Below are 12,257 nucleotides of genomic sequence, written 5' to 3' on the forward strand. Positions count from 1 at the left end.
GGTATTTCTGAGTTTTTAAAGACTATTTATAAATCAGAAATTATTGCTAGATGTTAACTTAATTTGTTTGTTTTCAAATGATTATTTGCCTAATTTTAATATCCCTTTTAAAGACTTAGTGCACCACGACGTATTATCTTAAACTTTAAACTAACCCATTTATGAAGTATTGTAATTTTAAGGTCAAACTCTTTATTCTGGTAGTTTGCCTTTGTCCCAGTTTTCTTTTAGCACAAAACGAAAAACACAAAGATTCCACTGCTATTTACATTTTGGATAAAATGGCAGATGTCATAGGAGATCTGCAAGCTGTTCAATTCTCAATGGAAACATCAGTAGATGAATTAAATGCTCATGGAGAACTATCCACCTATTTTGCGCATAGTGAGGTTTCAATGGTGGGACCGAATAAATTTACGGCCATTGTTCAAGGAGATAAAGGGGAATATGGTTATTGGTATGACGGAGATTATTTGTCCTATTATTCATATAACGAGAATAATTATGTGACGTTGGAAGCCCCAGATACCATTTTAACCATGATCGACAGTATGCACGTTGCCTATGATTTTAAATTTCCAGCTGCCGATTTTTTCTATCCAAACTTTACGGATGATATCATAGAAGGATATGATATAGTGAGATATATGGGTAAGCGCTTAATAGATGATACACCTTGCTTTTATATAACAGCAGCTAATTCAGAAATGCAAGTCCAATTGTGGGTAACCAATGATAGTCAAATGCTACCTAAAAAATTATTGATTGTTTATAAAAACGACCATTCCTTGCAATATGAAGCTACGTTTGAAAAATGGATTTTAAATCCTGATATTCCGGAATCGATTTTTTCTTTCACACCGCCTCCCAATGCGAAGTTGATCAGTATCCTAGCTAAATCCTAATTTAAACTCTTTCAAATGGTATCTAAATTAAAATTCACATTCAATTATAAAGTATTATTGTTTGCTACCCTACTAGTTTTCATTCTGCCTTTAAATATGGAGGCTCAAAGAATGCGACATGGAGCTTCAAGAGGAGGGGCTAGAACCATGTCCCATTCTCCAAGTAGAAGTATGCAACGACCCGCGGCAAGACCTACCAATAGGGGAGGTTCCATTAATGGCGGACACCAAAGAACTAGTTCTAGAAATTTTACAAAACCGTCAAACAACAGAGCTACTCAGAATAGAACCCCTTCAAGAACGAGCAATAATAATAGGGCTAATTCCAAAATTAAGACACGAGAGAAAACGGTTAACCGGGGGAATGCAACTACTAGAAATCGTCCAACCTCAAATATTAAAACCAAAGATAGAAATAAGGTAAACATGGACCGAAGTAGAAATAGAGGTGATGTAAACATCAATATCAATAACAGCCGGCATTACAACGTGCGAAATACCAGAGTAAGAAGTAGCTCCGTTCGTTATGTGAGACCGCCTTACATCTTTGGTGGCTTTGGGTATTATTGTCATAGACCTTATTTTTATCATCCTTATGTGCCTTTCTATTGGGGACCTTATTACCATCCTTGGGGGTATTTTGTAACCTCTTTGGCAACTACGGCAATCATAGTAAGTATTATCCATGAGAATGAGGAAGATGAAAAAGCTGAGTACCACTATGATAATGGAACCTACTATCTTAAAACAGAAGATGGGTTTGTCGCTGTGCAGCCGCCAGTAGGAGCGCAAGTGCCTTCATTGCCTGAAGAAAAGGAAAAGGTGACGGTAAATGAGACTACAAATAATTACTATTATGGAGGCGCTTTTTACGAAGAAAATGATCAAGGGTATATTGTTGTTCTTGCAACCGCCGGAACTATTGTTCCTCATTTGCCTGAAGGAGGAGAAGAAGTTAAAATTGGAGAACAAACGTATGTGCAGTTTGGAGAAACTTATTATCAACCTATTCAGGTGGATGGCAAGAATATGTATGAAATCGTAGAAGTCAAAGAAGAAAAATAAATTTCATTTATGTTTTGTTTTATGTAATGCCTTCAGTATTTGATACTGTGGGCATTACTTTTTTATAGCTCTTGTGAGAGTTTTGGGAATTTTAAGAATTTGGAACCCTTGGTTTCTAAATCCAATCTTAATCCAGCCGTTAACACATTAAAATCACTAACTCCAAATTCATCTGTGGCATTAGAAATTCGATATTCTAAGTAAACAAATCCAAATCGAAAAGGTTTGTATTCCCCTCCCAGAATGATATAATTATGTTTTAAGTCTGATTGAAATTTAACATTTGAAATTTTGGGTTGATACGTATTAAAACCGGCTATTAATGAATAGCGTGGTTGTTTAAATTTGGTAAAAAGTTCCAGACCAATAGCATCATAAATGCCAATAATCAATTCATTTTCAATTACAGTATCTGCATAATCACCATTTTCTTGATAGGCATAAACAAATCCAAGATTCCAATGGGAATTCTCAAAGGAAGCCCCAAGACTCCAATAAAGAGGGTTGCCATCGAGTCCTAGGGTATTTTCTCTAATACTTCGTGAAAGGTGTTTTTTATTAATGGCAGAACCTATTTTTAATCCATCTAATAGCTCGTATTGCAAACTTATTCCATATCCATCTACTAAATAGTTGTTAGAGGTGCTGTCAAATTGCCCTTGAAGACCCAAAAACCAGTTGTGCCAATGCAATCGATAGGTAACGGATTGGTTAGCCCTTCCTGTTCCTGAACCACCCCCATCTGAATTGCCTACATAAGTGGCGCTTCCTTGTCCACCAAACACATTAAATTTATCGGTAAATTGAGTAATGTCGTAATATACACTCCATTGCTTTCCCATCTGGATTGTTCCATATTTTTTAAAATCAATACCCACGTAACCCAGTCTAGTGGAAAATACCTGACGGTTTTGGGAATTTTGAATAGCCAAAAAACCACTATTGGTATTTCCATCAGTATTAAACTGAACAGGACCCTTAAATAAATTCATCGCTAATTCAGCACCAACAAAAAAACGAAGCCCTTTTTTATTTGTGACGCCAATTTGAAAACCAATTCTAGAGACATTTTCTTGAAGTTCCAACTCATCGTCGTAGTATGCCATATGGGCTCTAAAGCTTCCGTAGGGGTGAAAATCGAGAAGCACAGAATCTTTAGGTTGCTCTTGGGCATTACTAGCAAGACAAAAAAATGAAGCTATAATTAAAAGTCCTATGGTTAAGGTGTTTAGGATCATAATTAAGGTTTTATTCCACGTGATGATTCATTTTATTAGAACGATTTAGATAAACCTACACCCAGTGTAAGGGTGTTGTAAGCATCAATTCTGAAATCATCTCCAAAAGTTACTTCAAACTCCAGTCCATTATGGATTTCTAATGTGTATGCAACCTCGGCCCTTATTAAAAATAAATTGTCCCCTTTGGCAAATTCACCTCCAGTGCCCAGTAAAAAAGCAAAATGCTCTCCCGGTTTATAGACGCCCATTAAAGCCGGTGCTATAGGTCGTTCTCTTTCTAAAAGTGACTCTTCCTCTGAGCTTAAATATTTCTCAACTTGAAAGGTTTCATTAATGAGGTCTGTATGTAAACCAATAGCCCAATGCTTATTGAACCAAAAGTTGTAATAAAGGGAAAAACCGGGGAGTGCCCGCCATTGTTTTTTATCGCCACTATAAGTGTTTGGAGTATGGACATGGGAAATCAACAAACCTATTTGATGTCTTTCAAATGATTCATTTTCTAACTCCATTTCGCCCTCTTGAGCGAAACTACAAACTGTAAAAAACAGTATTAAAAAACTAGAATAAAGTGATTTTTTCATAGGATGATAGAGTACCTGTTAAAAGGACATGGAATTAAATTATATTTTTATAAAGAATTGATATTTAATTGTTTATTTTTAGTAGTAAGTTACATGATATTTACTAAACATTAAAGTTCCTTGTGTTATTTTTATTTTCTTCCACGTTGCTTGTAAGATTGAGGTTGTCTAATAAAAAATTGAAGTTGGAAGATCAAACCTTAAATTCTTATCTATGAAAATTTCATTTCGTCGCTTGGTCATTTTTTCAATGTCCTTTGCTTTTTTTTCTAAACTTAATGCTCAAGACACCCATTATGCTTCTCAACAATTTGGAACAAGAACCGCTTTACTTTCAGGAGCCATTTTAGGGGGGATAGATGACAATTCTATGGTGTTTTATAATCCTGGAGGATTGGGCCTGTTAGAAAATACTTCCTTGTCAGTAAATGCAAATGCTTATCGTATTGAGAATATAAAAATCTTTAATGCCCTTGGTGATAGAGCTGATTTTAAAAGCAGCAATTTAGGAACAGTACCATTATTGGCAGGAGGAATGATAAAATTGAAGGATCCTAAATGGAAATTAGGATATGGTTTTATGGCTCCTACAGATTTTAGTTTTAAAGGGATAGCTCGTGTTGATGGGGATTATGATGTTATAGAAGAAGCTGAGAGTCCGGGACTGGAAGAGTTAGTAGGTGAGAGTAGCTTAACTTCCAAGTTAAGTGAAGTTTTATTTGCCTTTGGAGCAGGTAGGGTCATCAGTGAAAATTTTTCTGTGGGAGCAAGCGCTTTATTTACGGTGCGTTCTCAAACCTATAATAGAAACTATTCGGCCTATATTTTCTTAAATGATGTAGAAGAATCTCTCGTGGGGGGGAATCTTTCTCAAAATGTGGATTATTATAACATAAGGATGGCTTTAAAATTAGGAGCTATTTATAAAATGGAATCTTGGAGCTTTGGAGCAACCTTTACTACGCCTTCCCTAAATATTGGAGGTCAGGGAACAGTGGCTTCTAATATTGCAGCTAGGAATGTTAAATTTAATGGTGTTGATAGGCAAAGCGGTGTGGCAACAGACAGGCAGGCAGAATTAAAAACGAAGTTTAAGTCGCCACTTCAAATAGGGGTAGGCGTTAATTACGATCAAGGAAAATCTTTTTTAGGGTTATCGGTTAATTATTATTCGGGATTGGATTCTTATGAAATCATGGATGTTGTAGCTAGGACATTTGTTCGTCCGGCAGATTTAGCTCCTGAGTTGAGTAGTGATCAATTTTTGAGTGTGAGGGGTGGAGCGCGTTCTGTTGTAAATGTGGCCTTGGGTTATGAATATCGGTTAAAGGATCATTTATCGTTATTGGCCAGTGTTCGTAATGATATGTCATATTACGATAAGGATAAGACGGGAACAGATAACGGTGGTATTAAAACAACAGTAAGCTCTTGGGACTTATTACATTTTACTGCTGGGGCTATTTTTAAAAGAGAGAATAGTAGCTTGAGCCTTGGTTTACTTTATAGTACTGGAACTAAGGATGATTATGAACAAAAAGGAAATTTAAATAATCCTACGGAAGGAAGTCTTCTTAAAGGAGCTACTGCCATTACCGAGGCTAAATACAGCTCTATTGGTTTATTACTAGGTTATACTTATTTTTTCAAAAAGTTCTAAGTAAAAAAACCATCTTTGATAAAAGATGGTTGCTTATTAAGAGTTTACGTAACTTGATTTATTCCTGATCTAATTTTTTAGTCATATGAAAGCCAATGAAGAGACCTACTCCTGCCATTGTAAAAATGGTAGCTGGGTAAATGGCATCAGAAGCTAATGATGAATAAGTGTCTAATAAGGACGCTAGAAAAATACCTATACCAATACCCATAAGTAGTAGGGCTAAATTTAGAATAACAACCTTCCAAATGGGAGCTGTTCGTTTTTTTCCTTGGATAAATATACTAGCATCGGCTCCTTTTTCTATAAGAGCCATACGCTCTTTATTTCTGGTAGAATAAAAAAGATAAAATACTCCAAAAACGGCCGCTATTAAAAGAGGCATGATGATAAATTCTGATCCCATACTGTTTGTTTTTAATTGATTAATTTTAATTGTTTATAGCCTATGACGATATAACTTTTCTTGTGGTTACAGTTTTTTCAAAAAATATTTTTATTTCATTTGTAACCGTTTGAGTAGTGGTGTCGTCCAAAGAAAACATGACACCAACCAGCGACGAAATAATCATCAATCAAATTAATGCCGGTGACAGTAAGCAATTTGCTATACTGGTAGATCGCTATAAGGATTTGGTTTTTACTTTAGCTTTAAGAATGATGAAACATCGTGAAGAAGCTGAAGAGGTGTCTCAAGATACGTTCATTAAAGTATATAAGTCTTTGTCAAATTTTAAAGGAGACTCTAAATTATCAACTTGGATTTATAGGATAGCTTATCATGCTTGTTTAGATAGATTGAAAAAGAACAAAAGACATTATTTAGATGTATCTATGGATGGAGACAGGCCTATACAGGTGGAAGTAATGGAAAATGCATTTAATCAGTTGGTGGAACAGGAACAAAAGCAGAAAATACAATTTTGTTTAGAACAGTTGACTAGTGAGGATGCGTTTTTGATTACATTATATTATTTTGAAGATTTGAGTATGGACGAAATTTCAAAGATTGTTTCGCTCGAATCAAATCATGTCAAGGTTAAGTTATTTCGAATTAGGAAAAAGCTGGCGTCAATTCTAAAGAGCCAACTGGAACCAGAAATTATTGAAAGTTATGGAAGAGCGAGAAAATAAAGAATTGGATGCATTTGTTAAAAGAATCATGTCATCAACAGAGTTGGACAGTCCCTCTAATGATTTTTTATCACATGTTATGGATAATCTTCCTAATAAGAGGGAGAAAGAGTTAATTCAGTACAAACCTTTAATTTCAAAGCCTGTTTGGTTTGTAATAGGTGGTTTGTTTCTGGCGTTTATGGGATATTTGGTTTCTAAAACAACCCTGGTTAATAGTTCATGGTTTAGTCAAATAGACTTTGATCAATTCTTTAATCTTCCAGCAATTTCTTTTTCTACAAACTGGCCTCAAGTAGTCATGTACGCCTTATTGGTTCTAGGTTTGATGTTGTTGGTTCAAGTAAGTTGGATGAAACATTTTTATAACAAACGACTTGGTTTTTAATAAAGAACTCAAAAGCACACCTCTTTTAAATTTGTGTGAATAAAAGGTGAAAGAAACACCTGTTTTTTTATCAACATAGTTTAGTTGAATTCCCAGCCGAAAGTTGTTTGAAAAATATAATCACTCGTAGAAGCTCCAGCTACTGGTTTGCTATCATAGTTATAGGTCAGACCCAATTTTATAAAAAAGTCTAGAGGGAGATCATATTTGAGGTCTAGTGTGTAATCACATCTTATACGACTACCTTCCGTTAAGCTAGGATAGACTGCCAAACTGGTATTCAAACTAAAATCTTTAACATCAAACATGTTGAAAACTACTGCACCATAGGCTTCCATTGAATTTTGAACACTTTGATTGGCTTCTGGAATAAACTGTTCGTTGTTCCAAGCTAAACCTACACCAGCACCTAAATAAAGTTTATTATTTCTTATAAAATATTGTCCCAAACCACTTCTGATAGTGGTACGTAATTTTAACAATTGTTCATCATTAGATAACCAAGCAGAGGTTAATTCATAATACCTATTTTTATTCATGAAATACTTGTAGGTAACATTGGCATCTGTACGATGTGTTTCGCTCACATTGTCTTGATTGCTTCTCACCGAATTGTAGCTTCCTGTAAGTAACCATCTAAAAGTGGTGTAACTAATGGTACTCCTAACAGTAAATTGTGACAGATTATTACTTTTAGTGTAGTTGAAACCTACAGAAAGAGATGCGGTCAATCTGGATTTAAAACTACTTTTTACAGCTTTCAGAAATACAATATCGGAAATGTCGGCTTCAAATTCCTCACCGTCTCCTTTAATTAAAACTTTACCAAAATGATCATCTATTGTATGAATGGTGCCACTAATTCTTCTACCATCCGAAAGGGTAATTAAATAAGATTGCGAACTAAGAATTTCTCCAACCTCAACCCATGTAATAGTAAAATCATCTTCACTATAATCGGTTTCGACAGTCAGGACGCCCTTTTCCATTTGTTTTATTTCTCCAACCAATTTGTCCTTGTTTTTAAGAACAATGGTATCATTTTGTCCCATTAATTGAAGATTACAAAGCATAAATAATAGAAAGTAAAGAAACGGAGATTGAATTAGATGTCTTTTCATAATATTGCTGGTCAGGTAATTGCGAGTACTAAAGATAAAAAATTAATAGGGAGTTTTGTCAATTTTTTCCTTCCAATTTTCAAAGATTTTTATGCCATTTTCTTGCAATATTTGTTGAAATGGTATCAATCTTTCAGTTGTCTTTTTATCTATTTCCTCATAAATAAAATGGTCATCAAAGCCAATTTCACGAGCATCATCTTTATTGCATGCGTAAAAAACTTTTTTGGGACGTGCCCAATAAATGGCACCTAAACACATGGGGCAGGGTTCACATGAGGTATAAATAACACAATCTTCAAGTTGAAAATCGTTTAAATGTTGACATGCATTCCTTATGGCTGTTACTTCTGCATGGGCTGTAGGGTCATTGGAGGATGTAACACAGTTATGTGCCTCGGCTATGATGTTTCCATTTTTCACAATCACACAACCAAATGGGCCTCCTGCATTTTTATCCATGCCCTCCTTAGCTAAGTCAATAGCTCTTTGCATAAATTCTTTGTCTTGAATGGTCATCAGGCTTTATTCAATTTTTTTGGCATTCTGAATGACGCCATTTTGGTGTAAATCAAGACTGGTAATTTTACCTTGAGAGTCTTTTTTAAATATGATTTTCGCTTCAACTACTTTTAGAAAAAAGGTGTCTTTACTTTCAGGGAAAACCTCAAATTGCGGCTGTCCTGTAGCTTGGGTGAAAAGTTTGTTTCCATTTTTGGTAAAGGTAAGTATGAATCCAGGCATCAATTCATATTTACCAACATAGGGCTCTATTTCTTTTTCGGTCAAGGTGATAGTTTTTCTTTCCGCAGGAGGAAGTTTGTTTGTGAAGATGCCTATTTGGGTATTGGATGGTGATTTGAATGTAACCTTTTTGACACCGTCTTCCTCAAAAAAATCATACGTATAAATAACATCTTCAAATAGATATTGATTCTCTGATAATGGAAAAATAGGAAGCTTGGTGCTTCCTTCTCTTTGACTGTATAGTTTGCCTTCGTCTAAAGTGATATGTCTTACAATATCATTTTCAAATTGATAAGCACCTAACCATTTATTTAATTGGGTCTCATTTAAAATAATAGCGTCGTCCACATTAGGAAACGGTTTTCCAATCGCGATGGCTGCAATTTTATTGGCTAAACCAGTTACATTTTTACAGGAACAATTACTTAAAGCAGAAACAAATATGTCTTCTTTTGGAAAATAAATTCCCATGGTTGTATAACCAAAAATACCCCCTCCATGTGTAATGGCTTGGGAACCTTGAATAGTCATTTCACTTAAGCCATACCCATAATCAATATGCTCACCATTGTTAAGGGTAGAACCGTGAATGGCCAATTCATAGGAGGCCTTGGTGATCAGTTTGTAAGAGTTAAGGGCATTCTGCCATTTCAATAGGTCTGAGGTGGTAGACATCAAAGAACCGGCTGCATAAGGAATGGTCATGCTAATATAATTTGAGTTGGCAAACCCTTGTTCCACTTGTTGGTATCCAGAGGCCCTATTCATTATTATTTCTAAGTTGGAGCCATAATAGGAACTAGACATGCCCAATGGTTTAAAAATATGGTTGTCAATAAAATCTTCATAGGTTTCACCGCTTGCTTTTTCAATGATATAACCTAAAAGGATATATCCAGAATTATTGTATCTAAACTTTTCTCCCGGCTCAAAATCCATGGGTTCGTTTTTAAAGGTGTCGATCAATTCCTGCGGCGTAAAGTCGGTTCGTGCTTCTTGAATAAAACTGGGCATATCTGTATAGCTTTTGATGCCCGAGGTATGATTAAGAAGATGGTGAATCGTGATTGACTTTCCATGTGTTGGGTAATCTGGAAGGAACTTTGTAATGTCATCTTCAAGCTTCAGCTTTCCTTGTTCTTTTAACATAAGAACAGCAATTGCAGTAAACTGTTTGGTAATAGAGCCAATTTCAAATACATTGTCAGGTTTCATAGGAACGTTCAATTCGATACTGGCCATTCCAAATGCTTCTTTATAAATGGGTTTCCCATTTTTGGCTACTAAAATAGATACCCCTGGTCCTCCTTCGGGATATTCTTTACTAGCTAAGTGGCTTATGTCATCTTCAATGGATTGGGCGAAAAGACTGGCATTTAAAATTGTTGACAGAAAAAGGAACAGTAGAAATGGTTGAGGGATTTTTGAAATGGTCATGAGAAAATTGTTTAATTAAAAATACAAAAATTAGGGACAATTTACTTCAAGTGGTTTAAAAATAGAGGGTTGTGGTTTTGGGATTCCATTCTCATTTATTTTAAACGCTACCCTTTCATTAATTAAACAGGTTCAGGACTTTTTTATTTGTTACCAACCCGCACTGTGTGTGTGGCCACAATGTCATCGCCAACTTTTAAATGGACATCATAAGTGCCCTTATGTTTAAAAGTATATTTAAAGGAAATCTTTTCGCCTTCATATTTTATATCATAAATAGAAAAGGGTCGTTGTTCAACACCTACAAAATGTACCAGGGAGATGGAATCTTCAAATTTAGGATTTAGAGGATGTAAGCTAAACGTAACTTCCTGACCCTTCTTGGTTGAAATATGGAATTCCCTTGGATAAACTGGGACTATTTGGTTTTTAAAGGTTTCTCCATAAACGATAGGGGCGGGAGTAAATGGATTTTTAGCCAGATCATTATTGAGTAACCATTGGTTGTCCAACGGGCGATGGCTAAGGGAAAAAAGCACAGGATCTGCTAAAAAGTAACCTTCATTAAAATCTTTAATGAATACATCCCTTATAAAATATCCACTGGACCAAGTAGCGTCACATAAATACCACTTATTATTTAGTTTCACTGCATTCCAAGAATGATTTGCGATATCAAGTTCTTCAATATTGGCCTCGGCTGTTCGTGCATATCCATTAATAATCTGACATTCAATATTCGCTAAAAAGCATAACTCCTTTATTAAATAAGCATAACCCGTGCACATGGTTTTTTTATTTTTGAGAAGCTGTTTAAACGCCTTTTTTTTGAAGGAGTCATTCCAGTCTAAATATGAAATACTATCATTTTTAAATTTTTTCCGTTTCCTACTAACCTTAGAATCCTGAGCAGCATCCCCTCGAATATTATAACAAACCCACGTATAAATAGCTCTGAATTTTTCAACATCAGTGGTGAGATTGGAAGTTAAGCGCTGAGCAAGTAATGGTAAATTGTCAAGGCTCCTGCCGTGATTTAATTTGGCCATGTAATCGGCCTTTGAAAAATCTACCGTTTTGAAATCTAAAATTTGCCCAAAGCTTAACTTCCAAATGAAGAACAAGCCTATCAAAAAGGAATACTTCATTATTTACTTGGATTTATAAACTTCTTTTACAGCAACTTTTCCCATTAAGATATAGGAATCGGAATTCATGTTGACTTTTAGTTCTAATTGAGGTGAAGATTCATCTTCTATAACTACCTTTTGGGATTCCATGCCTATAAAGCTAAACAAAAGCACATCGCCTTTTTTTAATTTTTTAGGAAACTCAAAATACCCATCAAAATTTGAGGTTGTTCCAATATTCGTTTCCTGTAAAAGAATGTTTACACCAGGTAATGGTATTGAATCTTCTGTAACCATACCTGAAACTTTTACAGGACTATTTGCAACTTGGTTTTGAATGTTGGTGCTATTGTTCATGGGGTCTGTTTGTTTGATTACATCTTGGGCTTGTAAATTGTGTAGAGAGAAAAAGGAAATACAAGCCAATCCAATGCCTTTAAAGAAATTAATCTTAGTCTTGCTTACCGGAATTGTAAAAGCGGCTAATTGTGATTGCTTAAATCTACCACAGGTATTATTATTCTCTTTTGAACTGAAGTAAAGAGAGATTTCTTTATGGTCCATAGTCGTAAAATCGACTACTTCGTGCTTGCAGGATTGACAAAATTTACCATTAGGGGTTTTGCTAAATGAATTGAAATCCTCTTGGCAAGGTGTTTTGATGTTTAAGTTAATTTGATTTTTCATGATTTAGAAATTTAAAGTTTCTCAAACCTATTCAAGAATTACCCATGATAAAATCCATACTTAGCAAAAGCTCCCTTTGGTTGAGTTAAGGGTGCTATTTAATGAGGCTGTCGCCAATAAAAAAGCCACTTCGTTGGGAAGTGGCTTTTATTTTTCAT

13 protein-coding genes are annotated in these 12,257 nt (G+C 35.1%); 5 read left to right on the top strand and 8 right to left on the bottom strand.

Annotated features, from left to right (window positions below):
• The first annotated feature begins 161 nt into the window (after positions 1 to 161).
• Together GZ212_RS09800 and GZ212_RS09805 are read left to right on the top strand one after the other, a co-directional pair.
• Entirely contained in the window at positions 162 to 905 is a 744-nt protein-coding gene (locus tag GZ212_RS09800) for a DUF2092 domain-containing protein (protein ID WP_166959476.1), read from the top strand.
• Between the two features lie 15 nt (positions 906 to 920).
• Entirely contained in the window at positions 921 to 1,970 is a 1,050-nt protein-coding gene (locus tag GZ212_RS09805; protein WP_166959480.1) for a DUF6515 family protein, read from the top strand.
• A gap of 62 nt (positions 1,971 to 2,032) precedes the next feature.
• Here the strand turns inward: GZ212_RS09805 and GZ212_RS09810 are convergent, their stop codons facing one another.
• Together GZ212_RS09810 and GZ212_RS09815 are read right to left on the bottom strand one after the other, a co-directional pair.
• A complete protein-coding gene (locus GZ212_RS09810) occupies positions 2,033 to 3,208 on the bottom strand; it encodes a porin (protein ID WP_166959482.1) in 1,176 nt (391 codons plus the stop codon).
• A gap of 35 nt (positions 3,209 to 3,243) precedes the next feature.
• On the bottom strand, positions 3,244 to 3,795 hold the full coding sequence (locus GZ212_RS09815) for a hypothetical protein (protein ID WP_166959485.1): 552 nt from the start codon (positions 3,793 to 3,795) through the stop codon (positions 3,244 to 3,246).
• Between the two features lie 214 nt (positions 3,796 to 4,009).
• Between GZ212_RS09815 and GZ212_RS09820 the strand changes: the two genes are divergently transcribed.
• Entirely contained in the window at positions 4,010 to 5,455 is a 1,446-nt protein-coding gene (locus GZ212_RS09820; RefSeq protein ID WP_166959488.1) for a hypothetical protein, read from the top strand.
• Positions 5,456 to 5,513: 58 nt separating this feature from the next.
• On the opposite strand, the gene GZ212_RS09825 is transcribed toward GZ212_RS09820, so the two are convergent.
• Entirely contained in the window at positions 5,514 to 5,861 is a 348-nt protein-coding gene (locus GZ212_RS09825; RefSeq protein WP_166959491.1) for a DUF6249 domain-containing protein, read from the bottom strand.
• 137 nt (positions 5,862 to 5,998) lie between these two features.
• Between GZ212_RS09825 and GZ212_RS09830 the strand changes: the two genes are divergently transcribed.
• The gene (locus GZ212_RS09830) at positions 5,999 to 6,589 is read left to right on the top strand and encodes an RNA polymerase sigma factor (protein ID WP_166959494.1); all 591 of its coding nucleotides are present in this window, start codon (positions 5,999 to 6,001) and stop codon (positions 6,587 to 6,589) included.
• Positions 6,570 to 6,977, top strand: a complete 408-nt coding sequence (locus GZ212_RS09835) for a hypothetical protein (protein ID WP_166959497.1) — start codon at positions 6,570 to 6,572, stop codon at positions 6,975 to 6,977. Before GZ212_RS09830 ends, GZ212_RS09835 begins: the two co-directional genes overlap by 20 nt.
• An 80-nt stretch (positions 6,978 to 7,057) precedes the next feature.
• On the opposite strand, the gene GZ212_RS09840 is transcribed toward GZ212_RS09835, so the two are convergent.
• The 5 genes from GZ212_RS09840 to GZ212_RS09860 all read right to left on the bottom strand — a co-directional run bounded on the left by GZ212_RS09840 (position 7,058) and on the right by GZ212_RS09860 (position 12,099).
• Complete coding sequence (locus GZ212_RS09840) at positions 7,058 to 8,098, bottom strand: DUF481 domain-containing protein (protein WP_166959500.1); 1,041 nt, start codon at positions 8,096 to 8,098, stop codon at positions 7,058 to 7,060.
• 42 nt (positions 8,099 to 8,140) lie between these two features.
• Positions 8,141 to 8,617, bottom strand: coding sequence for a nucleoside deaminase (locus GZ212_RS09845; protein ID WP_206080426.1), 477 nt, complete (start codon positions 8,615 to 8,617; stop codon positions 8,141 to 8,143).
• A gap of 6 nt (positions 8,618 to 8,623) precedes the next feature.
• Positions 8,624 to 10,282: a serine hydrolase gene (locus GZ212_RS09850; protein ID WP_166959503.1), complete on the bottom strand. Its 1,659-nt coding sequence runs from the start codon at positions 10,280 to 10,282 to the stop codon at positions 8,624 to 8,626.
• A gap of 143 nt (positions 10,283 to 10,425) precedes the next feature.
• Positions 10,426 to 11,430, bottom strand: a complete 1,005-nt coding sequence (locus GZ212_RS09855) for a transglutaminase domain-containing protein (protein ID WP_166959506.1) — start codon at positions 11,428 to 11,430, stop codon at positions 10,426 to 10,428.
• Between the two features lie 3 nt (positions 11,431 to 11,433).
• Positions 11,434 to 12,099 carry a carboxypeptidase-like regulatory domain-containing protein gene (locus GZ212_RS09860; protein WP_166959509.1) on the bottom strand — a complete coding sequence of 222 codons (666 nt, stop codon included), beginning with the start codon at positions 12,097 to 12,099 and terminating at the stop codon, positions 11,434 to 11,436.
• Positions 12,100 to 12,257 lie beyond the last annotated feature (158 nt).

The organism is Mangrovimonas sp. CR14, assembly GCF_011764015.1.
Lineage (GTDB): Bacteria > Bacteroidota > Bacteroidia > Flavobacteriales > Flavobacteriaceae > Mangrovimonas > Mangrovimonas futianensis.